Annotated in this window: 18 protein-coding genes; 9 read left to right on the forward strand and 9 right to left on the reverse strand. The window is 40.5% G+C overall.

The window, feature by feature from the left end; translation table 11 throughout:
* The 6 genes from AAGC65_RS06740 to AAGC65_RS06765 form a co-directional block, all read right to left on the reverse strand.
* Positions 1-1,382 (reverse strand): sialate O-acetylesterase (locus AAGC65_RS06740; protein ID WP_343111660.1); only part of this gene is annotated, 1,382 nt, incomplete at its 3' end.
* A gap of 5 nt (positions 1,383-1,387) precedes the next feature.
* Positions 1,388-2,953, reverse strand: coding sequence for a sodium:solute symporter (locus AAGC65_RS06745; RefSeq protein ID WP_343111661.1), 1,566 nt, complete (start codon positions 2,951-2,953; stop codon positions 1,388-1,390).
* Positions 2,954-2,958: 5 nt separating this feature from the next.
* Complete coding sequence (locus AAGC65_RS06750; protein WP_343111662.1) at positions 2,959-4,119, reverse strand: four-carbon acid sugar kinase family protein; 1,161 nt, start codon at positions 4,117-4,119, stop codon at positions 2,959-2,961.
* On the reverse strand, positions 4,116-5,162 hold the full coding sequence (gene pdxA / locus AAGC65_RS06755) for a 4-hydroxythreonine-4-phosphate dehydrogenase PdxA (protein WP_343111663.1): 1,047 nt from the start codon (positions 5,160-5,162) through the stop codon (positions 4,116-4,118). Before pdxA ends, AAGC65_RS06750 begins: the two co-directional genes overlap by 4 nt.
* Positions 5,159-6,091 carry a dihydrodipicolinate synthase family protein gene (locus tag AAGC65_RS06760; RefSeq protein WP_343111664.1) on the reverse strand — a complete coding sequence of 311 codons (933 nt, stop codon included), beginning with the start codon at positions 6,089-6,091 and terminating at the stop codon, positions 5,159-5,161. Before AAGC65_RS06760 ends, pdxA begins: the two co-directional genes overlap by 4 nt.
* Positions 6,092-6,097: 6 nt before the next feature.
* Positions 6,098-7,261, reverse strand: a complete 1,164-nt coding sequence (locus AAGC65_RS06765) for an iron-containing alcohol dehydrogenase (protein ID WP_343111665.1) — start codon at positions 7,259-7,261, stop codon at positions 6,098-6,100.
* Between the two features lie 515 nt (positions 7,262-7,776).
* Here AAGC65_RS06765 and AAGC65_RS06770 point away from each other — a divergent pair.
* The 5 genes from AAGC65_RS06770 (at position 7,777) to AAGC65_RS06790 (ending at position 13,621) form a co-directional block, all read left to right on the forward strand.
* Complete coding sequence (locus tag AAGC65_RS06770; protein ID WP_343111666.1) at positions 7,777-9,483, forward strand: ribulokinase; 1,707 nt, start codon at positions 7,777-7,779, stop codon at positions 9,481-9,483.
* A 4-nt stretch (positions 9,484-9,487) separates the two neighbouring features.
* Positions 9,488-10,186 (forward strand): L-ribulose-5-phosphate 4-epimerase, encoded by a 699-nt coding sequence (locus AAGC65_RS06775; protein ID WP_343111667.1) that lies wholly within the window; start codon positions 9,488-9,490, stop codon positions 10,184-10,186.
* Between the two features lie 47 nt (positions 10,187-10,233).
* Complete coding sequence (gene araA / locus AAGC65_RS06780; RefSeq protein ID WP_343111668.1) at positions 10,234-11,724, forward strand: L-arabinose isomerase; 1,491 nt, start codon at positions 10,234-10,236, stop codon at positions 11,722-11,724.
* 144 nt (positions 11,725-11,868) lie between these two features.
* Positions 11,869-12,459 (forward strand): Crp/Fnr family transcriptional regulator, encoded by a 591-nt coding sequence (locus AAGC65_RS06785; protein ID WP_343111669.1) that lies wholly within the window; start codon positions 11,869-11,871, stop codon positions 12,457-12,459.
* A 94-nt stretch (positions 12,460-12,553) separates the two neighbouring features.
* The gene (locus tag AAGC65_RS06790; RefSeq protein WP_343111670.1) at positions 12,554-13,621 is read left to right on the forward strand and encodes an SDR family oxidoreductase; all 1,068 of its coding nucleotides are present in this window, start codon (positions 12,554-12,556) and stop codon (positions 13,619-13,621) included.
* Positions 13,622-13,687: 66 nt separating this feature from the next.
* Here the strand turns inward: AAGC65_RS06790 and AAGC65_RS06795 are convergent, their stop codons facing one another.
* Complete coding sequence (locus tag AAGC65_RS06795) at positions 13,688-14,725, reverse strand: acetamidase/formamidase family protein (protein ID WP_343111671.1); 1,038 nt, start codon at positions 14,723-14,725, stop codon at positions 13,688-13,690.
* A 33-nt stretch (positions 14,726-14,758) separates the two neighbouring features.
* The gene (locus tag AAGC65_RS06800; protein ID WP_343111672.1) at positions 14,759-16,159 is read right to left on the reverse strand and encodes a M28 family metallopeptidase; all 1,401 of its coding nucleotides are present in this window, start codon (positions 16,157-16,159) and stop codon (positions 14,759-14,761) included.
* A 213-nt stretch (positions 16,160-16,372) separates the two neighbouring features.
* On the opposite strand from AAGC65_RS06800, the gene AAGC65_RS06805 reads away from it, so the two are divergent.
* Positions 16,373-17,383 carry a GntR family transcriptional regulator gene (locus AAGC65_RS06805; RefSeq protein ID WP_343111673.1) on the forward strand — a complete coding sequence of 337 codons (1,011 nt, stop codon included), beginning with the start codon at positions 16,373-16,375 and terminating at the stop codon, positions 17,381-17,383.
* A 2-nt stretch (positions 17,384-17,385) separates the two neighbouring features.
* Here the strand turns inward: AAGC65_RS06805 and AAGC65_RS06810 are convergent, their stop codons facing one another.
* Positions 17,386-18,417 carry a GntR family transcriptional regulator gene (locus AAGC65_RS06810; RefSeq protein WP_343111674.1) on the reverse strand — a complete coding sequence of 344 codons (1,032 nt, stop codon included), beginning with the start codon at positions 18,415-18,417 and terminating at the stop codon, positions 17,386-17,388.
* Positions 18,418-18,611: 194 nt separating this feature from the next.
* Here AAGC65_RS06810 and rhaM point away from each other — a divergent pair, with 194 nt between their 5' ends.
* The 3 genes from rhaM to AAGC65_RS06825 all read left to right on the forward strand — a co-directional run bounded on the left by rhaM (position 18,612) and on the right by AAGC65_RS06825 (position 24,132).
* The gene (gene rhaM / locus AAGC65_RS06815) at positions 18,612-18,926 is read left to right on the forward strand and encodes an L-rhamnose mutarotase (protein ID WP_343111675.1); all 315 of its coding nucleotides are present in this window, start codon (positions 18,612-18,614) and stop codon (positions 18,924-18,926) included.
* A gap of 55 nt (positions 18,927-18,981) precedes the next feature.
* The gene (locus AAGC65_RS06820; RefSeq protein WP_343111676.1) at positions 18,982-22,632 is read left to right on the forward strand and encodes a DUF4450 domain-containing protein; all 3,651 of its coding nucleotides are present in this window, start codon (positions 18,982-18,984) and stop codon (positions 22,630-22,632) included.
* Between the two features lie 273 nt (positions 22,633-22,905).
* Entirely contained in the window at positions 22,906-24,132 is a 1,227-nt protein-coding gene (locus AAGC65_RS06825) for an oligogalacturonate lyase family protein (RefSeq protein WP_343111677.1), read from the forward strand.
* Positions 24,133-24,135: the final 3 nt, after the last annotated feature.

Raw genomic sequence — 24,135 nt, forward strand, 5'->3', positions numbered from 1 at the left:
GTGCCAAACAGATCACCTTCTATAAAATCTTTAAAAGCATAACGTACCGCTACAGGTTCTTTTACCAAAGGTGATGATACAATGATCACACTGCCCGATATATTAGCCTGCGCGGGATAAAATATTTTATCCTTACCGGCAATTTCAAACTCCTGCAAAGGCTTGTTCCAGGAAGTGAGTCCATTTTCGGCATGATCGAAACGGATGGTTGCCCGGTTTCCGTCAACGGTAATACTCTTATACAACGGGCTGGCGTAGTCAAATCCCTTAATGCCATAAGTTTGCGCAAGTGCCAAATAGGCTAAACGGGTGCCCACCTGTTCTTTACGTGGCGGATGGATAGTAGCCTGTTCGCCTACATCAAGTAAGACCGCCATACCACTATTAGGTATTACATTTATAGATTTACGCTGGGCGTCTCGCAGATACGCTGAGTTATATTTTTTACCGGCATTGTAGGGAGGTAGCTGGGCGTAATCATAAGGGGCTATTTGTACATAATAAAATGGGAAGTCACCTTGTGCCCAAAGCTGCCGCCAGCGCTTTACCATAGCAGGGAAAAGTTTTTCGTATTCATCTGGCCGCTCATAGTTTGATTCGCCCTGGTAATAAATGCAGCCTTTAATAGCATAGCCGATAACAGGATGTAACATGCCATTGAAAAGCGTAGTAGGAGTACGGGATACGTCCTTTATAGAATCTGTTTTGGCCGGAATTTTTATCTCAGGAAAATCTTTTAAGCCATCAGGATCCATCCAGGCCTCCGAGCTCGATCCTCCATAACAATCACTAATGAGGCCAATAGGCACATGCAGCATCTCGTTCAATAACCGGCCAAAATAGTAGCCTGTCGCACTGAAATTAGCTACAAATTCTGGCGATGCCACATGCCACTGAGATGGTTTGCTGTTTTCCTGCACTTCAGTAACCGATGAATGCGGAACAGTATAAATGCGGATATTGTTATTGGTTGATTTCAATATGGCGTCAACCGAACCGGTGATGGGCTGGCTTTTATAGCCTTTCATAGGTATCTCCATGTTTGATTGCCCTGTGCAAATCCAAACCTCACCAATTAATACGTTACTGAGTTTAATGGTTGAATCGCCTTTTACTGTGATAGTATAGGGGCCTCCGTAAACTGGTGTAGTTACTTTTGCCATCCATTTGCCATTACTGTTTGCTTTAACCTGATAGCTTTTTTTATTCCAGGAAGTAGTTATGGTAATGTTTTTGTCTGGCTTTGCCCAACCCCAAATAGGGGCGTGGCTTTGCTGTTGCAGTACCATGTTGCTGGTAAATACAGATGCTAATTTTTGTGCTTTAACAGGAAGATTTATAAGAAGACTACAGATCAGTAATGACAATAATTTATTTTTCATCCGTATTATTTATTCAATTTATGGGCGCGTTTAGCTTCAAGCCATCCGCTGAATAGTAAATTCTTATTAAGTACCGGTTTTGGAAAAAACAGGCTGGCTCCGTAGCCTACCACAATAACCACCAGATGACTATAAACACCTAACATGTATTTATGTTGATTGAAATTGTAATTACCTAAATCAAGCAATATATGTTTATCATCGCCCAAGCCAATTTTGGTAGATGTTAAAAAAGCGTAAGCAGTGAATATGATGCAGGCTGTAATACCAATGTTAAGTCCTTGCCAGTTGGCGCGGCTGCTGAACAAGCCTAATAAGAAAATACCCGCAATACCACCAGAGAATATAGCATACAGCGTGAACACTATTCCTAAAGCACCCTCGTCACCGGCAAGCAAGTATAGTGTGGCAATTAAAATGGCACCTATTCCTGCTAATACTACTATCCATCGGCCGGCCTTTAAATATTCTTCATCAGTTTTATGAGGACGAAATTTTTTGTAATAATCTTCAATACCAATAGCCGAAAGGCAGTTGAGGTCGGCTCCAAGGCTGGATATGGCGGCTGATATTAATGCAGCTAATATCAAACCCACTACACCAGTAGGCAGTTTGGTCATGATAAAATACGGGAATACCGCATCGGCTTTAATACCCGCAGGTAAAGGGTTTTGCTGATAAAATGCAAACAGCGCCGTTCCTATAAACATAAACAATGCCCATAGCGGAACGGTTAAGGCTACTCCTAATATTGATGCCCTTATAGCTGCTTTATCTGTTTTGGCAGTAAGGTAGCGCTGAACCATAGTTTGGTCGGTACCATACTTTTGTATGGCATAAAACACGCCGTTAATGGCCATTACAATAAAGGTGAGCTTTTTGAAATCCCACGCGTAAGGACCAAAGTTGTTTTTATGATTAATGCTGGCAATATGCCAAAGCTCTGGAAAACCGCCTTTTATAGAGTATATGAGGATAATGAATGACACTATACCACCACCAATGAGCAGAAATCCCTGCACCACATCGGCCCAGATCACAGCCTCAATACCGCCTATAAGCGTTATTACAATGATCACAAAACCAATGATCCATATAATGGCATAAGTGTTAGTATTGGTCATATTAGCCAGGGCAAGGGCCAGCAAAAAAAATACGGTGCCCATTTTGGAAAAATGCGTTAATACAAAACTTACAGAACTATAAAAGCGTGCAAATGTGCCGAAACGTTTTTCAAAATACTCATAAGTACTTACACCAATTACTTCGCGATAAAGCGGAACTATGAACCACACCATCAGGAGTAGTATAATGGGTACCATAAGCCCTTGTACCAATAATATCCAGTTTGATGAAAAACCTTCGCCCGGGTAGGCCAAAAAGGTTACACTGCTAATAAGGGTAGCCATGAGCGACATTCCAATAGCCCAGGCAGGTATAGATCCCCTGGAGACAAAATATTTTTTGGTTGAGTTTTGTCCTTTAGAAAATCGTAAACCGATAGTTAATGAAACAGCCAGTGCTACTGCTATAATAATATAATCTGCAAGGTGCAGGGTTTCATGCTTCATAAATTTTATAGGTTAGAAGGTGCCCAGACCTGAGTTGGCCACTCATAACTGCCGGGTTTTAAAGTTACACATAATTGGTTATCGCCTGCTATATTCATCCGAATAACACCGGGACTCATTTGTTGCAATGGGTATAATTTTGAAATTTGAAGGTGCGCTAATATGGCCCACGCTGTTGCGCCACCTTCTATTAATAATTCTTTTAAAGCTATTTGCTGGCTAATGCATTTTAGAATGAGTCCCATTTTATGGGCAAGTAACATAGGGTCAATATCAAGCTTTTTGGTGGTATTGGGATGTACGGCTATAATGGCATTTTGATATTCATTTAAATTTTGCACTACCTCATTTGCGTAAGATTCATACAGATAGTGTTTTAAATGCTGATCGCTAATGATCCATGAAGGGATATAAATAACCGGGATGTTATTTATAATGCCGTTGCTCATTTCAATTTTATCCTGAAAAAATGTACTGCCGAATACAAAAAGCTTTGGTGTCAACAGTGAAAACGGAGCTTTTGCAACAGATGAATGTTGATGGCCCAAATGCTTTAGCAATTGGGTAAATAATCCCGAGGCACCTGCAATAATAGTTTGGTCATCAGCTTGCTTGATCCAGTGTTTGAGATCAAATTCTTCTGCAGCTTCGCATATTGTTATCCCTTCATTACACAATTTTTCATTTGATTTTGCTATAGGTAGTCTATCATTAGCGCGGAGCATATGGTTTACGTTTGATGAAACTACCGGAAATGCAGGATCAATAGCATAATTGCTCAAATGAACTGGTTGATTGTTGTAATAGTAAATGCCATCCTTTACCTTTTTATTATGCAGCGGGTTTCCAGGAACTATAATGGCCTTTTTGGTACCTGATGCCTCTAACTGACTGTCTAATTCGGCGATGATATGCCCCCTTAATACAGAATCTATCTTTTTAAATATTACCTGCGGTTTAAGTGCGATAAGCTGAAGTGTAAGTTCATAAGTTATACGTTTTGCGTCGGTTTCTGTTAGTGAACGTGTATCTGTCGCGATGATCAGCAGATCGGTATCATAAGCAGGTTTAACATTGGTAGTAACCTCAGTTTTTAAACCATGTTCTAAACCAATACCGGCCAGTTCTGCCGCCCCCGTTAAATCATCTGCAATTACAGCTATCATGCATTTTGCTTTAACCTTGTTTTGCTAAGCCTTACAGCCGATTCTACAGCCAGGATCATAGCATCGCAACTGGCAACACCTTTGCCTGCTATTTCAAAGGCCGTACCATGATCAACTGATGTACGGATGATAGGCAAGCCCATAGTAATATTTACACCTTTTACGCTATCCATCTGCTGTTTTTGCGCGTTCCATTTAAAGCCGGTGAGTTTAAACGGAATATGTCCCTGGTCATGATACATGGCCACTATACCGCCGTAATGCCCTGTTGATGCTTTTGAAAAAAGCGTATCGGCGGGTATCGGGCCTTCTACATCGTAACCAGATTTTAAGGCTTCCTGCACAGCCGGTAATATTTCCATGTCATCCTCTGTTCCAAATAAACCAGAATCACCGGCGTGTGGGTTTAGTCCGGCAATACCTATCTTTAAATTGGTTTCACCAAGCTGTATCAACCCATTGTGCAGCAATTCAATTACTTGTATTATTCTGTCTTTCTTTACCAGATCACAGGCTTGCCTCAAAGAAACATGAGTTGATACATGTATTACCTTCATGTTCTCTTCAACTAAAAGCATGGCATATTTTTTAGTGCCGGTAAAATGAGCATATATCTCGGTGTGCCCGGCAAAATGATGCCCAGCCTCGTTAACCGATTTTTTATTGATGGGGCCAGTTACCGTAGCATCAATCTCGTCAGCAAGGGCCAGTTCTATCACTTTTTTTACCGCTTCAAAAGACGCGTTGCCCGCCATAGCAGATATCTCTCCAAATTGCAATTGGCCCATGTCAACATTTTCCAGATCATATACATCAGGTTCGCCGTAAACAAAACGGGCATCCTTTATATTTTTTATGGAATTGATATTGGCATGCAACCCCAATTTTTTAATGATATCTGTAAAAACGACTGCATCACCAATAATTACCGGGTTGCATATCTCAAACAAGTGCTTGGTTAATAGTGCTTTTACAGCTATCTCCGGACCGATACTGGCCGGATCTCCCATCGTAATTCCTATAATTGGTTTATTGTTTATCATTGGTATATAGGCAAATTAAGGTTTTCGCGGGTAATAATATTTTGCAGACCTTGTTGCAGTTCAGCAGCATCAGCCGGGGATACTTGTTGTAAAGGCGGCATCATATAAGAGTGGCATAAACCTGCACTTTCCATCAATGATTTTAATGCGGCTAACGATCCCCCTAATAAACGTTTATTTTGGTAAATATCACCAAGCAGATTAGAATGTCTCTGCAAAAGCAAGGCTGCCTGTTCATCATTATTATCGGCCGCTACCAGCATTTTGTAATAAATATCCGGAAACAAGTTGCCGGTGCTTGGTACTAAACCATCGCTTCCGGCAAACAATGCATGTACGGATTGGGCCCCCCAGCCCAAAAAATGACTAAAATCTAAGCGTTTGGCCCAAAGAACGAGTGATTGCTTTAAACGGTCGATATTACGCTCAGAATCTTTTGTGCCTATAATATTTTCATGAAAGCTTAACTCATCCAACAAGTTTACCTGTATTGAAGTATGTGTTGTAGCCGGTATGTTATAAACAATTAGTGGTAGCGGGCTTTTGTTAGCCAATGTTTCAAAGTATTCTTTTATTTCATCATCTGTTAATGAAAAATATGCGGGCAGATGGGCTACAACAACATCTACCCCCTCATCGGCACATTGGTTGGCTATAGCTACTGAATCTGCCACGCAATTAGATGATATACCGGCATAAAGTAATTTGTTGGGCTGTTTAAGTTTAGCAGCAAGCTTAATAAAATCAAGTTTTACATCGTTGGGCAAAGATTGTGCTTCGCCGGTTGTACCCAATATAAAAGGCACGCCGCCATAGTTAAATATGTTGTCAAAAATCCGCTCAACAGCTTCATGATCAAGTTTATGGTCTTGGGTTAATGGAGTTATTGTAGGTATAACCAAGCCATTATATTTCTTTTTTACTTTCATTTTATTTCAATAAGCTGCTTCATAAATATGGATAGCATCGTTAAGATTTATCTGTCGTGGATTATTTTTAAGTAGTCGTGTAATTTTCATGGCATCAACAGCCATAGCAGGTATATCGTCTTTATTTACGCCGGCCTCGCCCAATGTTGAGGGTATATCGCATTGTCTTATCAGTTCGCGGATCTTATTAACGCCTGCATAAGCAGTTTCGAGCTCAGTTTTTTCGGTATTGCAGCCTAAGGCACGTGCAACCTGGGCGTAGCGTTCGGTTGCAGCCGGTATATTAAATTCCATTACATAAGGTAGCAGCAAGGCGTTTGATAAGCCATGAGCCATATGAAACATGCTGCCCAATGGATACGATAACGCGTGCACGCCTGCAGTATTAACCGGACCTAAACAAAAGCCGCCTAACAAGCTGCCAATAGCAAGCTGCGTACGGGCGTTTTCGTCGCTGCCTGTTTTAACTGCCTTGACCAGATTATCAGCAATAAGCCTCATGCCCTCATAAGCATACATATCAATAAAAGGGTGCGCAAATAAATTGGTATAAGCTTCAAGGCAATGGGTAAGCGCGTCGAGTCCGGTGGCTGCGGTAATTGCAGAGGGTAAATTATAAGTTAATTCCGGATCAATGATTACCGCATCAGGGACAAGATAAGGGCTTATAATTCCCTTTTTTTGATTGTCACCATCTAACAGTATAGCATTGGGAGACACTTCACTACCAGTACCAGATGTAGTAGGTACGCATATTAATTTAATATCGCGCTTTTTAAGCAGGCCAATGCCAGTGATGTCAGCTAAGGTTTGAGTATTATTAAGCTGAGCGGCAAGTAATTTGGCTACATCTAACACACTGCCGCCGCCAATACCAATTACTACATCCGCAGATTGGTTTGTAAAAGATTGGAGCAGTGTTTCAAAATCATGGAATGATGGTTCCTGAACAATCGATGTATTTACTTGAACAGCTATGCCATTAGCCTTAAGCCGCTGTATAAGTGGATGGAGTTTTGTTAAAAGTATATCAATGGTAATAATTAACACATTTGAATAGCCTGCCTCCGATACCTCATTAACCAACTTAAGAATGGAGTTTTTCCCGATAATTATTTGCGATGGAAATCTTACTGTGATATCTCTAAAGGCACTATCTGTTTGTATCATATATGTTTATATGCAATCTTTAATAAAACGGATCCCATTTTATTAGGAAATAATACAGGGATTGGTTAATTGGTTGATATGAACAAAGATGTACAAAGACGTTTCTGCTTTTTACTTATGTGTTATCAAATTATTGTATGATATTATCTAAAGTAGATCTTTAATGCAGGTAATATTTGAAACCTTTTGACAGGAGTTTTTACTGTAATTGCCGCATACCGCAATGAATGTTCCTGCAAGCATGATGAACGTTAAGTACTAACCACTCATGTCAATTTATCATATAGAAGCGCAAAATTTAAGTATAAACGGGCTTTTTTGCTGTATATAAATGTGTTTTTAACATTTATAAATAATATGTTTTTATAATTAAAAATTTTACTGCCAGAATAAATTAAGCGATTTTATTTTTTGATAATAATTTATTAGATCGACTTAATAGGGGTTGGAAAAATAGGGATAGACTTTTTTTTGTGAAAAATTAAGTGTTATTTTGACAATCAATTATAAATTTTATGAGCAATGACCCGTTAGTTATTGGGATCGATTATGGATCAGATTCTGTACGTTCCGTTATTGTTAATGCCCTCAATGGCCAGGAAATGGCCTCGTCGGTATACGAGTATCCACGTTGGCGCGATGGTTTATTTTGTGAACCAGGATCAAACCAGTTCAGACAGCACCCGCAGGATTATATAGACGGACTTGAGGCTACGATTAAAGATTGCATTTCCCAAGCCGGTGGCGAAGGGATCGCGAAATCAATTAAAGGCATATCTGTTGATACAACAGGTTCAACCCCTGTAGCAGTAAACGCGAACGGTGTCCCGCTGGCATTAACACCCGGCTTTGAAAATAATCCTAACGCCATGTTTGTGTTATGGAAAGACCACACTGCTATCAAAGAAGCCGCTCAAATTAATGCGCATGCTGCTTTGTTTGAGATTAACTATTTGCAATATGTAGGGGGTATATACTCATCCGAGTGGTTTTGGGCTAAGTTATTACACGTTTTAAGGGTTGATAAAGGAGTACGCAATGCAACTGCCTCATGGATTGAACATTGCGACTGGATACCCTTCCTGTTAACCGGAGGCAACGATATTACCAAAATGAAACGCGGTCGCTGTTCGGCTGGGCACAAAGCGCTTTGGGCCGAGGAATTTGGCGGTTTACCACCCGATGATTTTTTTGCTTCGCTTGATCCCTTGCTAAAGGGTTTTACCCATAAATTATATACAGATACTTATACCGCTGATGTTGCGGCCGGTACATTAAGCGCTGAATGGGCACAACGTTTGGGTTTACATACCGATGTTGTAGTAGGTACCGGTGCATTTGATGCGCATATGGGCGCTGTTGGAGGTCAAATTGAACCTTACCATTTAAGTAAGGTGATGGGCACCTCAACCTGCGATATTTTGGTGGCACCGGCTGCTGGCATGCAGGATAAGCTTGTTCGTGGTATTTGCGGACAGGTAAATGGTTCAGTTATTCCTGGAATGGTGGGCTTAGAAGCCGGTCAATCAGCCTTTGGCGATACCTATGCCTGGTTTAAAAATATTGTTTCCTGGCCGGTAAATAACTTACTGACACAATCAAAGGTAATTGATGCCGCAACGGCAAAAGCGCTAAAGGCTGAGCTATCTGATTTAATCATTCCGGAGTTAAGCCGTCAGGCTGCTTTGATTGATGTTAATGAGACTAATGAGTTGGCTGTTGACTGGTTTAATGGTCGCCGTACACCTGATGCCAATCAGGAACTCAAAGGAGCTATAACAGGCATTAGCTTAGGGAGTGATGCGCCAAGGGTTTTCCGGGCTTTGGTTGAGGCTACCTGCTTTGGGGCCAAAAGTATTGTGGATCGTTTTATTAGCGAGGGAATACCAGTAAAGGGCATCATTGGCATAGGAGGCGTGGCCAAAAAATCGCCATTTGTAATGCAAATGATGGCCGACGTATTGGGGATGCCTATTCGTATTCACCAGTTTAAACATACCTGTGCTTTAGGTGCTGCTATGTTTGCGGCCGTAGTAGCAGGAATCTATCCGACAGTTGAAGAAGCTATGAGCGCGATGGGCCGCGGTTTTGATGAAGAATATCATCCAGATATTAATCTTAAAAACGTTTACGAAAAACGTTACCAGCAGTACAAAACCCTGGGCCAATTTGTAGCGGCACAAGTAACAAAAAGTACAGAAACCGAACTCCAAAACGCTTAACAAAATGAGCAAATATCAACATATTAAACAAACGGCTTATAATGCTAATATGCAGTTGCCAAAGCTTGGTCTTGTGCTATTCACCTTTGGTAACGTGAGTGCTGCTGATCGGGATCTGGGTGTTTTTGCCATTAAACCCAGCGGCGTAGCTTATGATGAGCTGACACCGGAAAAAATGGTGATCGTAGATTTTGATGGCAATACCATCGAGGGAGATCTGCGCCCATCGTCAGATACACTTACCCACGCTGTATTGTATAAAAATTGGGAACATATCAATGGTATAGTACATACGCATTCTATGTACGCAACTGCCTGGGCGCAGTCGTTACGGTGCATCCCAATTTTTGGTACTACCCATGCTGATCATTTAACGGCCGATATACCCTGCGCCCCACCAATGGATGATAACCTGATATCAGGTGATTATGAATATCAAACAGGATTCCAGATCATGAACTGCTTTCAGGAAAAAGGTATTGACTACAGAGAGGTTGAAATGGTGTTGGTAGGCAACCATGCTCCCTTTACCTGGGGAAAAACTGCCGAGAAGGCTGTTTATAACAGCGCCGTTTTAGAAGCTGTTGCACAAATGGCCTGCCTTACTGAGCAAATCAATAACAATGCCCCCCGGTTAAAAAACTCATTGATTAAAAAGCATTACGAACGCAAACATGGGCCCGATTCCTACTATGGACAGTAAGACAAAATCAATAATACGTTAATTCAATAAATCAATAATTATTATTCATGATAGATTTAAAAACATTTGAAGTTTGGTTCATTACGGGCAGTCAGGATCTGTACGGTGAAGAAACATTAAAAAAAGTAGCTGAGCATTCACAGCAAATAACTTCTGGGTTAAATGACGCTTCACAAATTCCCGTACATGTGGTTTATAAACCGGTTGTTAAAAGTACGGACGAAATTTATAATACCCTGCAGCAGGCCAATGTGGCCGAAAATTGTATAGGTATTATTACCTGGATGCATACCTTTTCGCCCGCAAAAATGTGGATACGTGGTTTAAGTATCCTCAAAAAGCCTATGTTGCACTTGCATACGCAGTTTAATCGCGATATTCCTTGGAGCTCTATCGATATGGATTTCATGAACCTTAATCAAAGTGCTCATGGCGATCGGGAATTTGGTTTTATGGTTTCACGTATGCGTATTAACCGTAAAGTAGTGGTAGGGCATTGGCAAGACTCTGAGGTTATAAGCCAAATTGAAACATGGACCCGCGCAGCTGCTGGCTGGTACGATTGGCAAGGTGCTAAGTTTGCCCGTTTTGGCGATAATATGCGATTTGTAGCTGTTACTGATGGCGACAAAGTAGAAGCTGAATTGAAGTTTGGTTTCTCGGTGAATACCTACGGTATAGGCGATCTGGTAGCCGTAATAAACGCGATAAGTGATACTGAGGTTAATGCATTGGTTGACGAATATGAGGCAACTTACACTATGGCTGCTGATCTGAAAAGAGGAGGGGCTAAACATTCATCAGTTTACGAAGCTGCCAAAATTGAGTTAGGCATGCGTAAGTTTTTGAAGGATGGTGGCTTCAAAGGCTTTTCGGATACGTTTGAAGATTTGCACGGTATGGCCCAGCTTCCGGGAATTGCTTCGCAACGCCTCATGGCCGATGGGTATGGTTTTGCCGGCGAAGGAGATTGGAAAACAGCCGCCCTCGTGCGTGCATTTAAAGTAATGGGTGCAGGCTTAAAAGGAGGAAATGCCTTTATGGAAGACTATACCTATCACTTTGATCCTAATAATGCGCTCGTATTAGGATCGCATATGTTGGAAGTGGATGCTTCTTTAGCCAATGGTAAAGCATCGTTGGAGGTACATCCCTTGGGTATTGGGGGTAAGGCAGACCCGGCACGTTTGGTTTTTAATGTAGCTGGCGGCCCGGCGCTTAACGGAGCCATTGTAGATATGGGTAACCGTTTCCGTTTGATCATTAATGAAGTTGAAGCAGTTGAACCGGTAAATGATCTACCTAAGTTACCTGTAGCACGAGTACTATGGAAACCTTATCCGGATATGAAAACAGGTTGCGCTGCCTGGATATACGCAGGCGGGGCTCATCATACCGCCTATAGCCAGAACCTTACGGCCGAACACCTGCAGGATTTTGCTGATATGGCTGGTATTGAGTTTTTACGTATAGGAAAAGATACCCGTATTGATCAATTTCGCAATGAGATCAGGTGGAATGATGCTGCTTACAAATAATCCGGATTCAATAAGTTAGGTGAATTATAATTTATCTATTAAGTACAGCCAGGCCATTGCAAGCCTGGCTGTATGCGTTTAATACCCCGGGTGATTAAGTATCAATGATAAATTCTGTTTGTAATTTCATTTTATACTATTTTTATGCCTCGGATATTACAAAACGGCATGGAAGAAATTCTGAGAAAACAGATTGAGAAAATTGTAGCGTTAACAGATGACGAATTTCAGTTTGTGTTGTCTCATTTTACAGCCAGAATTTTCAGAAAGCACCAGTATGTTGTTCAGTCGGGAGATGCCGCGCCCAATGATCATTTTGTGGTTAAAGGGTTATTGAAATCATTTTATGTTGATGATTCTGGTAAAACCCACATCCTGCAATTTGCTATGGAAGACTGGTGGATATCTGACCCGCAGGCTTACCATAACAGAACAACAGCTACTCTGAACATTGACTGTTTGGAAGATACTCAGATTCTGTTTATTTCCATTGATAACAGGGAAAAGCTCTGCGCCGATTTGAAAAAAATGGAATACTTTTTTTTGAAAAAAACTACCGCGGGTTACATCGCGTTGCAAAAACGGATCTTATCTCTCATGAGCCAAAACGCGGAGGATCGGTTTGCTCAATTCTTGCAGCTTTACCCAACCCTTTTGCCAAGAGTTCCAAAGGCTTTGATTGCTTCTTACCTGGGCATTAGCCGGGAAACATTAAGTCGTGTATCTGCCGCTTAGTGTGACATATCGCACACTTTTTTTGTGAGCTATCTCCTTTACCACTTTCTGAAATTTAGCGACTATTGCTGAGTAATTTTAAAATCAATATACAATGGATAAGATAGCATTAGTAGTTGGTGCAAGCGGTATTATTGGCAGCAACCTGGCCGAAAACTTAATAACCAAAGGCTGGACAGTTTACGGTTTAGCCCGCACCCCAAATAAGGAAATAGAAAATCTGAAACCTGTTTCGGCAGATCTGCTTAATACAGATAGCTTAAAGGTCGCCCTTGAAAATATTTCCCCGACGCACGTATTTATAACCAGTTGGATGCGTAACGATACTGAAGCCGAAAATATCAGGGTAAACAGCTTAATGGTACGTAATCTGCTGGATGTGTTGTCGCCCAAACATTCCGTACAACATGTTGCCTTGGTAACAGGTTTGAAGCATTATTTAGGCCCATTTGAAGCTTATGCCAAAGAAGGATTTCTGCCGGTAACACCATTAAGGGAAGAACATCCGAGACTGGATATAGAAAACTTTTACTACGCCCAGGAAGACGAGGTATATGCCGCTGCTGCCCGCGATGGCTTTACCTGGAGCATTCACAGACCTCATACCGTTATAGGTAAAGCGGTAGGTAACCTCATGAATTTGGGTACCACTTTAGCGATTTACGCTACAATTTGCAAAGAAACCGGTCGCCCATTCCGTTGGCCGGGATCTGGAGCGCAGTGGAATGGTATTTCTGATGTTACAGATGCACGCGTATTGGCAGAGCAGTTGATCTGGGCCTCTACTACAGGGGCTGCCCAAAATGAAGCCTTTAATATTGTTAACGGAGATGTTTTTAGGTGGAGCTGGTTATGGAAGCAATTAGCTTCCTACTTCGGGATTGAAGCTGTAGGTTATGATGGTACCATTCATCCTTTGGAAGAGGAAATTGCCAATGATGGCCCGCTTTGGAGTCAAATAGCAACAAAATATAATTTAAAGGAAGCTGATATCAATCGTTTGGCTTCTGCCTGGCACACAGATTTGGATTTAGGTCGTCCGATAGAGGTGATGACCGATATGAGCAAAAGCCGTAAACTTGGGTTTTCTGTTTTTCAAAAAACTGATGAATCATTTTTTGATCTGTTTGAAAAACTTCGTGCCGAGCGGTTAATCCCCTGAGCTGCTATTAAACGATTATGAAATACCGGGATATTGAAATATAATATCCCGGTATTTTTTTGGATTTTACTTTTTTGTAAATATGGATTTTGGTAACATGGCATGTACGCCAACGTTACCATCAACCAGTTGAGTAATATCCATATCAACGGCTACGCTGCAAAGCATGTAGGCATCGGCCTGTGAAAGTTTTTTCTCATCCATCAGGTAACGGATCATTTCGCGCAGTGCTATATGGGTAGCCGCGTTTAAGTCCCGATCGCAGCCCATTGTTATAATGTGAGTAGCAGTTTCGGCATATGGCCAATGCAGTGTGTTGCCTTTATGAACTATAAATTCAAGGTTGCCAATAAGCGAAGTTTCAATAGCGGTTATGTCAACTTCGCCATTGCCCTGGGCTGCATGGCCATCGCCTAATTCAAAAAGCGCGCCTTTAATATGCACCGGAAGAAAAAGTGATGAACCTGCTACTAATTCTTTATTATCCAAATTACCTCCATGAACCCAGGGCGGGGTACTGTTCCAGCGGCCGGCCTCTTTTGGTGGCGCTACACCAGCACTTCCGAAAAAAGGATGCAAAGGAATATCAATACCATCAGCAAAATGGCCAATCATTTTATTTTTATCAAGGGAGATGATCTTCATTTTTCGATCAAAAATTTCATCAGATAAGTAGCCGTTTTGGCCAATGGCGTTATATCCATAAGGTATTGCCAGATCAATGGCGTGAAACCGAACCTCCAAAACGTCGCCAGGTTCGGCATTTTCAATGTAAATAGGGCCAGTAAGCACGTGACCACCCGGTCCGCGATCTTTAACCTCTTGTACATCACGCAATTCTTTCTCAACCTGATTTGCCGGGAGCCCTGCTGCTTCTAAGCTTTTGGGGTTAGAAGTAATCAGGGTATGTATCTTTACGTAATCGCCAGAATGAATACGAAGTGCGGGAGAAAGCTCTGACCAGTAACTGCCCCATACTACTGTGCTGGGCGATGCATTTAATTCATACGGGTTAGAGGCCGAACCTTTTTGCTGTGCTGCTACTGAAAGTGAAAGCCCGGTTAAGGCAAATACTAATAATTTAAATTGATTTTTGAAGATCATAGGGATAGCTTATAAAGAAATCACACGTTAGCTTTAGTTACTCTTTTGATTAGCAGCAGGTGCAACCGGGCGTGATTGCCTTAGCACCGCCGAAACTACAGGTAAGCTTTCGTTGCCATCAGCACTGACAGATTGTACAGCAAAAAAGTAATTATCCTTAGAGTAGGGTAGTTTTATATCAGTAGCGGTTGTGAAAAACTTTTTTTGCCAAACCGGGCTTGTTGTTTCCCTCATCATGACATAATATCCCTTTACTTTTCCGTTGGCCGGAGCCTTCCAGGTGATACTGGTAGAATTACCCAGACCTGCCATAATTAGAGATACCGATTGAGGCATAGATGGGGCCTTTGCCAGATTAGCCAGGTTGCATAAGTTTAAGGCAGTGTTTTTACGCAGATATTCAAAATCCATGTACTCGGGTAAATCACCATAGTTTATCCCATTCTCGGAGCGTACATTTTGATGCTGGTGGTAAAAGTTTTCATTCATTTCGGTTAAACGCACTGCTGTATAGCCATTTTGCTGATAGGGTGCCTGATCACCGCCACGCCCAAAGCGGTCAGGACGGTATACCATAAATACTTCCAGGTTATCCACATAACGTTCTCCCGTTTCTTTCACATAGCGGGCCAGCTGCCTGGATGGACTGTCATTCTCTAAACCCATAAGGCGTATGGCTGCCGCTTTTTTACTGTCAAGTTCGTAGGTAGGTAAACCCTCGCTAAATACCCTTATCTTGGTGTTTTCAATGATATTGGTTTCATTGCTGTTGTTACTGCCGATAATATCATTGTTTAAAACCGCCTCAATATCCCAATTATTCTTTTTGGCGTTAGTAGCCATAAAACCCGAACCAAGCAAGCCTTGTTCTTCTCCACAAACGGTAACAAATATGATAGTAGCCGGAAAGGTGTGTTTGCTCATGATGCGTGCGCACTCTAAAACCGCTGCAGATCCGCTGCCATCATCATTGGCTCCGGGAGCATCGCCGTTACGGTCCATAACATCAGTACGCATGTTATCCATGTGGCCACTTATTACAAAAATGCGGTGATCATTTGGGTCTGTTCCTTTCAGGGTGGCTATTACATTGGTTAGCACAACTGGTACGTCTATCCGTTTACCATCGGGTTGATAGTTATTGGTATCAAGCCTGGCAGTTAACCTTCCGCCTGCTGATTGTGCATAGGTGTTAAATTTGCTTAGTATCCAGTTGCGTGCCACCCCAATTCCCCTTTTAGGATTGTTAGTAGCACTTAATGTGTTGCGAGTGCCAAAGCTCACCAGTTTAATAATATTTGCATGCAGTGAATCGGCCGATACTTCACTTACCATTTTTTCTATTTGCTCATCTTTCTGAATAATGACCGGCGATTGCGCCAAAACGCAGGTAAAGCTACCGGATAATATTAAAAGCACTATTAATTTTCTCATGAAATGTATTTTAAAAGTTAAATATAATACATTAAAAAAGGCTGTCATTGTTTAAGCTATGGTTATCTTAAATGTTACAGTCTGGGTTTACGAAAAGGGAAATCCAGTTACATCTGATGAATCAATTAAAACTTATTATAAATTTACATTTCCGGCATTGCCAATTGTAAACCGAACTCAAGGAAATTTAATTCAGATACCGTATATAAACTAATGTTAAAGAAAAGCAGAACAGATTATCCTGGAATGGGAACATTGGTGCAGCAAATAGCTAACTCTATTAAAAAAGATATAGATAAGGGTGTTTACCGTAAGAATGATAAATTGCTATCCATCAATATTTACAGCAAACAATTTGGTGTTGCAAGGGATACTATTGAAAAAGCTTATATCAAATTAAAACAGGATGGATATATTCACTCGGTATCTGGTAAAGGATACTTTGTGATCGGTAAACCGGATGTCAGGATAAAAGTACTTCTTTTATTCAATAAGTTAAGTTCATATAAAAAAACAGTGTATGACGCTATAGTACATGCGCTGGGGGACAAAGGCAAGGTTGACCTGCATATTCATCATTATAATCCGGCGCTGCTTGAAGAAAGTGTAGATGCTAATTTGGGTAATTATCATTATTACGTGGTGATGCCTCATTTTTTTGATTATGCCAAAGAACAGGAATACTTAAATATTTTAAAAAGGATTCCGAGCGACCAGTTAATATTGCTTGATAAGGATATTCCGCAGTTAAATAGGTATGCCGCCGTTTATCAGGATTTTAGGAATGATATTTACGGGGCATTAAATGATGTTACGCAACACGTTTCTAAATACGAAACGGTAACTATTATTTTTCCGCCAGATCGTCATCACCCGATGGAGATCAAGGATGGCGTGGCTCAGTTTTGTGAAGAGAATAATAAAAAGCTGGAGGTTGTTCCGTCAATAAAGCTTGATGAACTTAAAAAGGGAACTGTTTATATTGTACTTACTGAGAATGATCTGGCTGATTTGATTAAAGGTGCGAGAATTACAGGAAACAAACTGGGGAAAGATATTGGCATCATATCATTTAATGAAACCGTATTTAAAGAGCTACTGGATATTACTGTAATTTCAACCGATTTTGAAGAGATGGGGCGTAAAACGGCAGAGCTTATGCTACAAAATAAAGCAACCGTAATTAAAAATGAATTCAAGATAATTATCAGGAAGTCGTTATAAGCTTATAACGAAGATCTTAAGGTTAGGTAAAAAGGAACTTCATAACGGGCTGTAGTACCGTTTTTAATAATTTCGGCAGTCATTTTCCCCATTTGTTCAAAGTCTGTTGATATGGTGGTCAGCCCATTCAAAATGATCTTTTTTAGCGGCGTTTCATTGTAAGATATCACACCCACATCTTTACCTATTAATAGTTTGGTTGACAGGATACGTTCAATTAAAACAACCAGGTCATTTTCCATGAGGTTAATAAACACTTCGCCCTCGTTTATAGGTTCGCCCTGTATATCATGAACTACCTTATAAGTGAAAGCGTATTGAATGCAAAAACTAAAAAAGCCTTTTAATATTTCGCCCGGGAAATAAGTGTATTCCGGGAAAATGATCTTTAGCGTATGATACTTACTTAATTGCGGCAGGGCTTCTTTAAGGGCCTGGAAAATATCCTTCTCAAAGTTTTCATAAACAGCTGCAAACTCTCCTTTTACCCCGGGCACCAGTTTGTCCAATATGATCAATTTTTCCTTAGGCAGCGTGTTAATGATATCATGAACGTTTTCACCTCCGTCCATAAAATGCGGTAATATTACATAGTGGGTGTAATCATTGCTTCTGTTTTGAAGTAGCTTCTTGAAAAACTCAAAATCATTATTGTAAATATAAAAGTCAATAGCCGCCTCGTGACCAAGGCCATCTACAATGGCATCGTATACTAATTTTTTATGTGTACTTAGCTTATTAAATATTAAAAATACTTTAAAATGTTGGTCGGCCTCGGTGTTTTTGATGTAATATCCTTTGCCCGGAACAGAGCCAAGCAAGCCAATAGATTTTAAGTGTTTGTATGCTTTTTCGGCAGTATCCCGTGATATTTCAAAATTAAGATTCAGTTCATTAATAGAAGGCAGGGTTTCGTTAATTACCAATTTGCCTTCACGCACAGTTTTTATAATGGAGTTGGCTAACTGAATGTATTTAGGTGTAGATGAGTAATAATCAATGTATATATAATCTAATAATCGCGAAGACTTCATACCACAACATTAAATAGAAGAAATTGGCTAAATAATTAAGTTTAGCAAGGTAAAAACTTTTCGGCTTTAATCATGATGCTACAGGATGGTTATTTGAAAAAAGCAAGCTTATTTAGTAAAACGTTTAAAAGTATATACCAATTTGAACGAATAGCGCATAACCAATTACCGCACTAATAATTATTTATTTACTAATGGATAGAGTAGCCTTTAAAATGAAGCTATTTCCAGGCTTTGAGCAAGAGTATAAAAAACGGCATGATGAAATATGGCCCGAGCTGGTAGCGCTTCTCAAAAGTGCCGGTATAAGTGATTACTCTATATTTCTGGATCAGGAAACCAACAATCTTATCGGCTTTTTAAAGGTAACAGATAAAGCTGTAATGGATGCCTTGCCTGCCCATGCTATTATGCAAAAGTGGTGGGCTTATATGGCTAATGTAATGGAAAGTAATGCTGATAATTCACCGGTGAGTGTGCCCCTGCAGGAAGTGTTTTATCTGCCATAAATTAAATATGAGGTTATCGAAGTGCTTTAAAATCTTCATTAGTCTATTTTTAATTATGCTGATTTTATCGGCCATAAAAAGTTATGCCCAATCAACAGACCAGAGTTTATGGCATAATATTAAACGTGAATTGCGCTATCATCCTGATGGAGCTGATTTTGTAATTGTTAATGGAAAGCACAGGTTCAATAGGGCTTTATATGGCACTCATACCGCGTTCCGGGTAGAAACCGGTGACTTGCCTGAATTTGCCCTTTACCTGCCCGGAATGGGTGGTAACCTTAAATTTGGTTTGGTTAATGGCAATCAGTCCAAGTGGTTGGTTAATGCCGAATTTATTGAGGCTCGTTATCGTCCCGGTAGTATGATCTATACCATAAAAGATAAACTGTTAGGGCAAAAAGGTATACTTCATATTGAAGTGCTTGCCGGTTCATCTGCCGAAAATATTTTGGTAAAAGCACGAGTTTCCAATCTGGATAAACAGGTTAAACTGTTTTGGGCATTTGGTGGCGCTACAGGTAAAAAGTTTTCAAGGGACGGAGATATTGGTGCCGATCCTGAATCGAGTTTTGATATGCAACCCGATTATTGTAAAGGAAATAATTTTCAAATACATGATCAAAACTTTACACTTCAGTTTAACGGCAAAAGCTTAAGCGAAGCGGGCCGTTATGAAAACGGACAGGTTAAGTCAGATGATCAAAAAAAGGAGCTCATATCTAAAAATGTGCTTTACGGCAGTTATCCTGTATCAGTCAATGTGCATTTGGCTGATGCAAATGTACAGGATACTCCATTAAGCATGTTTAACTCAAAAGCTACTGATAAACCTGTAATTACGGGCTTAGCAAACTTTACAGCAGATCATAATTTGTTTTGGGTAATTCAGAACGGAAAACCAATTGAGCAAACTAATCTTGCTAAATTATTTAAGGAGGCAGAGTGTTATCGGAAAAAACTGGCATCACGGGTTATTGTTCATACTCCAGACGCTTATATCAATACGCTGGGTGGTGCGCTAAGCATTGCTGCTGATGGCATATGGGAAAATCCATCCTATATGCATGGTGCTGTAGCCTGGCGTATGCGTTTGCCTGCCTGGCGCGGGCCGTATGTTGCCGATCCTTTAGGTTGGCATGATAGAGCATGGCTTCATTTTAGTAGTTATGCCTTATCGCAAATCACTGAATCTACATTTGGGCCGGTTGTTGCTGATACTGCCTTACACCTTGCCCGTCAACAGGAAAAGTTAGGTACATCTATGTTCAGTAGTGGTTACATCAGCCGTAATCCGGGTGGCGATATCCGTCCGCATCATTATGATATGAATTTGGTTTACATAGATGAATTGCTCAATCACTTTAAATGGACAGGTGATTTAAACGAGGTTAAAAAAATGTGGCCTGTTATTGAGCGGCATCTTGCCTGGGAAAAACGAAATTTTGATGCCGATGGAGATGGCTTGTATGATGCCTATTGCGCTATTTGGGCAAGCGATGCCCTGCAATATAGTGGTGGCGGAGTAACACATTCATCAGCTTACAATTATAAAGCCAATAAAATGGTCGCTTACCTGGCTCAGCTCATTGGTAAAGATCCGAAACCTTATCAGCAGGAAGCAGATAAAATATTAAGAGCTATTAATAAAACATTATGGATGCCTGCTACAGGAAGTTATGCAGAGTATCAGGACCTATTGGGTTCGCGTTTATTACACCCATCGGCAGGTTTATGGACGATTTATCATACCATTGATTCGGAGGTGCCAGATGCTTTTCAAAAGTACCAGGCATTAAGATATGTAGATACGCAAATTCCCCACATCCCAGTTATTGCAGAGGGTTTATCGGGGAATAATTGTTTGTTATCAACTACCAATTGGCTGCCTTATGATTGGTCGTTGAATAATGTGGTCATGGCCGAAAATCTACATACGGCATTGGCTTACTGGCAAGGTAACCGGAATGAAGAAGCCTTTACCCTGTGGAAAAGTGCCATTCTGGAAAGCATGTATCTGGGTGCCAGCCCGGGCAATTTTCAGCAAATATCATTTTATGATGCGCACCGGGGAGAGCTGTACAGGGATTTTGCAGATCCGATAGGTATGGCTGCCCGGTCATTGGTAGAGGGATTATTTGGTATTGAACCCGATCTGTTAAAAGATACATTAACCATTAAACCTGGTTTACCGCGGCAATGGAACTATGCTTCTTTATCGATACCAGATGTTCAATTTGATTATAAGTGTGTTGGGCAAGCCGATAGTTATATTATTAAACCAGCCTTTAAAAAAACGCCTACACTGAAATTTCAGGTTGCAGCAAAATCTGTTTCTGTATTATCAGTTACTATAAACGGCAGGCCTGTAAAATGGACGGCAGTTACTAATTCAGTTGGTAATCCAGTTTTACAAATATTGGCTGGAAAGCAAAAAGTATGGCAAATTAAAATAGAATGGGGTAAGGAGAAGCCAGTGGGTTCGTTTTTAGAAACCTCCATTACAGCCGGGGAAATGTTGGATCAAACATTTAGTAAAGCGCAGATTGTAAAAATCAAAGATCCTCAGAAAATATTAGATGTTCCGGTTATTAAAGACACAGAGTTGACTGCAAGAATAGTTGGATCGCAGGGCGACCACACCTTTTTTGCTCAGTTAAAGCAGGATGGTTTTACCTGGTGGCAACCAGTAAACGTAAATATTGTTAAGCCTTTAGTTGTGGTTGCTGATACGATGCAAGGTGAACGGTTCCAATTTAAAATTGTGAATAATGGCTCAGGCAATAATATAAGCATTACAGTAAATCCGCAATTAAAAATAGCATATCATACAAATATTATTACTGCATCTGCAAAGAAAACGGTAATAACTGTTCCTGCAGTTAGCCTGGTGCCGGGGAGTAATCAGATTCATTTATCAGATAGGCAAAACGTTTTGGATACCACTTTAGTCAATTGGAATATCAATAAACAGCCTGATTGGAAGCCTGAAACAATTGATCTGTCAACATATTTTAATGATAAGCTTAGCCAGATTTTCAAAAATAAATACCTTTCGCCACGTCCAAAATCAACCACGCTTCAATTACCCTGGCAGGGAATAGGTAATTGGGCTTACCCGCTTATTACAGCAAATATTGATGATAGCGGATTAAAGAAAGCCGCTGCTGAAAATAAAGGGATTTTTGAATTGCCTGATCAAATACCTTTTGACACTCCTACAGATGATCGTAAAAATATCATCTTTACTTCGCATTGGGATAATTACCCTAACCAAATCAGCATTCCGTTAACCGGCCAGGCTGCTCACGTTTATCTGCTTATGGCTGGTTCAACCAATCCAATGCAATCGCGCCTTACTAATGCAACCGTAACTGTTAATTATCAGGATGGTACGCAGGCTGTTTTAAATATTAAGAATCCCGAAAATTGGTGGCCCATAGAACAAGACGATGACTTCGACGATTTTGCTTTTAAAACCGGAGCTCCCAAACCTTTGCGTGTTTATTTAAAAACGGGAGAGGTAGCTACAGACCATAAGCAATACATTACCATTAAAGGTTATACTAATAAAGGTATTGATGGTGGTGCAGCTACTGTGCTTGATTTGCCGCTTGATAGTAAAAAGCAATTGAAAAATCTGGAATTAAGAACGCTGACAAATGATGTAGTGATTGGTTTGATGAGTGTTACCCTAATGCGCTAAAAATAAGTAAGATTTCTCCGAGTCGCAATGTGATGGATTTGTTACACTATATCGTCCTTGAATCAGGATGGTGCAGGACGCTGTTTGCATACCCAACCTATAAATTAGCTTTATTATAAACCACGGCTCATTTAAGCTGCCGTAACCAATTTAATAATATTTTGTGATTGATTATGTGGCCTGAAAGGCATTGTCATTCTGCATAGTATCAAAGACTCTGCTGCGTACAATTAAAAAATGTTAGTCACGATAACCAATTTAAACCTTAATAAAATGAGCCTAAGAAAAAAACTGTGTTTTATTACCCTTGCACTTTTGCAGGTAGGAGTAACTGCTGTAAAAGCCCAGGAAACTATGGAAACGGGTGGTACTAAACCAATGCCTGCGCAGTGGATAGATAAAGAAACCGGTCATAAGGTGATTCGCCTCGTGAACCGCGAAGGAGATAACGGAAGTTTTTATTTTAACAATAATCCGTTTGTTCCGCAGAAAACCAATGAAGGTGATCTGATGGTATTTTCAGGTAAAACAGACAAGGGCTTTCAGTTGTTTACGGTTAATCTAAAAACAAAAAAGATAGAACAGCTAACCAACCGTGAAAAGGTTGCAGGCGAGATGGTTTGCGCCAAAACCCGCGAAGCATTTTATCAAAGTGGCGACAGTATATTCGCTGTAAATGTAAATACCCATAAAACAAGGTTTATTTACGCGTTTGCGCCCGATTTTAAAGGGCGGGTAGGAACGGTAAATGCTGATGGAACTTTTATGGCTTGTGTAAAGGCTACCGGGGAGCAGGAAAGGGAAATATTAGCAAAGTATCCTGAAAAACATGATTTCTTTAATCGGATATATGACGCGCACATCCAACATACACTTTATGTACTTGATGTTAAGCGGAAAACATTAAAACAAATTCATCAGGAAAACGAATGGACTAATCACCTGCTTTTCTCACCCACAGATCCAGATAATTTATCCTATTGTCATGAAGGCCCCTGGGAAAAGGTAGACCGCATATGGAATATCAATATTAAAACAGGCGAAAATAAATTGTTGCACAAGCGCACTATGGTAAACGAAATTGCAGGGCATGAATTTTTTTCGCCCCTGGGTAATACCGAGTGGTTTGATCTGCAAAAACCTAAAGGACAAACTTTTTTTCTGGCCGGTATTAATATGAAAACAGGTAAAGAAGACCGGGTTTATCAAATGGACCGTAATGAATGGTCTATCCATTTCAATGTGACCAAGGATGAGCAAACATTTGCCGGCGATGGAGGTAATTCTGGCCAGGTAGCCAAAGCACCTGATGGCATGTGGATATATCTGTTTAAACCAAACGGAGATCATTTTAAATCACAAAAACTGGTAAATATGAAGAATCATAATTATCACCTTGAACCAAATGTGCATTTTTCTCCGGATGAAAAATGGGTTATATTCAGAGCAAACTTTGAAGGTCACGAAGGGGTTTACGCGGTTGAAATAGCCAAACACTAAAAG

This window comes from Mucilaginibacter sp. (assembly GCF_039207105.1).
GTDB lineage: Bacteria > Bacteroidota > Bacteroidia > Sphingobacteriales > Sphingobacteriaceae > Mucilaginibacter.

Excerpts from the sequence above, each read along its gene's own strand:
- AAGC65_RS06785 (WP_343111669.1), top strand. The coding sequence starts at position 11,869 with ATGCCTCGGATATTACAAAACGGCATGGAAGAAATTCTGAGAAAACAG.
- AAGC65_RS06810 (WP_343111674.1), bottom strand. The coding sequence starts at position 18,417 with ATGAAGTCTTCGCGATTATTAGATTATATATACATTGATTATTACTCA.
- AAGC65_RS06770 (WP_343111666.1), top strand. The coding sequence starts at position 7,777 with ATGAGCAATGACCCGTTAGTTATTGGGATCGATTATGGATCAGATTCT.
- AAGC65_RS06775 (WP_343111667.1), top strand. The coding sequence starts at position 9,488 with ATGAGCAAATATCAACATATTAAACAAACGGCTTATAATGCTAATATG.
- AAGC65_RS06825 (WP_343111677.1), top strand. The coding sequence starts at position 22,906 with ATGAGCCTAAGAAAAAAACTGTGTTTTATTACCCTTGCACTTTTGCAG.
- araA (WP_343111668.1), top strand. The coding sequence starts at position 10,234 with ATGATAGATTTAAAAACATTTGAAGTTTGGTTCATTACGGGCAGTCAG.
- AAGC65_RS06805 (WP_343111673.1), top strand. The coding sequence starts at position 16,373 with ATGTTAAAGAAAAGCAGAACAGATTATCCTGGAATGGGAACATTGGTG.
- AAGC65_RS06800 (WP_343111672.1), bottom strand. The coding sequence starts at position 16,159 with ATGAGAAAATTAATAGTGCTTTTAATATTATCCGGTAGCTTTACCTGC.
- AAGC65_RS06745 (WP_343111661.1), bottom strand. The coding sequence starts at position 2,953 with ATGAAGCATGAAACCCTGCACCTTGCAGATTATATTATTATAGCAGTA.
- AAGC65_RS06820 (WP_343111676.1), top strand. The coding sequence starts at position 18,982 with ATGCTGATTTTATCGGCCATAAAAAGTTATGCCCAATCAACAGACCAG.
- rhaM (WP_343111675.1), top strand. The coding sequence starts at position 18,612 with ATGGATAGAGTAGCCTTTAAAATGAAGCTATTTCCAGGCTTTGAGCAA.
- AAGC65_RS06765 (WP_343111665.1), bottom strand. The coding sequence starts at position 7,261 with ATGATACAAACAGATAGTGCCTTTAGAGATATCACAGTAAGATTTCCA.
- AAGC65_RS06750 (WP_343111662.1), bottom strand. The coding sequence starts at position 4,119 with ATGATAGCTGTAATTGCAGATGATTTAACGGGGGCGGCAGAACTGGCC.
- AAGC65_RS06760 (WP_343111664.1), bottom strand. The coding sequence starts at position 6,091 with ATGAAAGTAAAAAAGAAATATAATGGCTTGGTTATACCTACAATAACT.
- AAGC65_RS06790 (WP_343111670.1), top strand. The coding sequence starts at position 12,554 with ATGGATAAGATAGCATTAGTAGTTGGTGCAAGCGGTATTATTGGCAGC.
- pdxA (WP_343111663.1), bottom strand. The coding sequence starts at position 5,162 with ATGATAAACAATAAACCAATTATAGGAATTACGATGGGAGATCCGGCC.
- AAGC65_RS06795 (WP_343111671.1), bottom strand. The coding sequence starts at position 14,725 with ATGATCTTCAAAAATCAATTTAAATTATTAGTATTTGCCTTAACCGGG.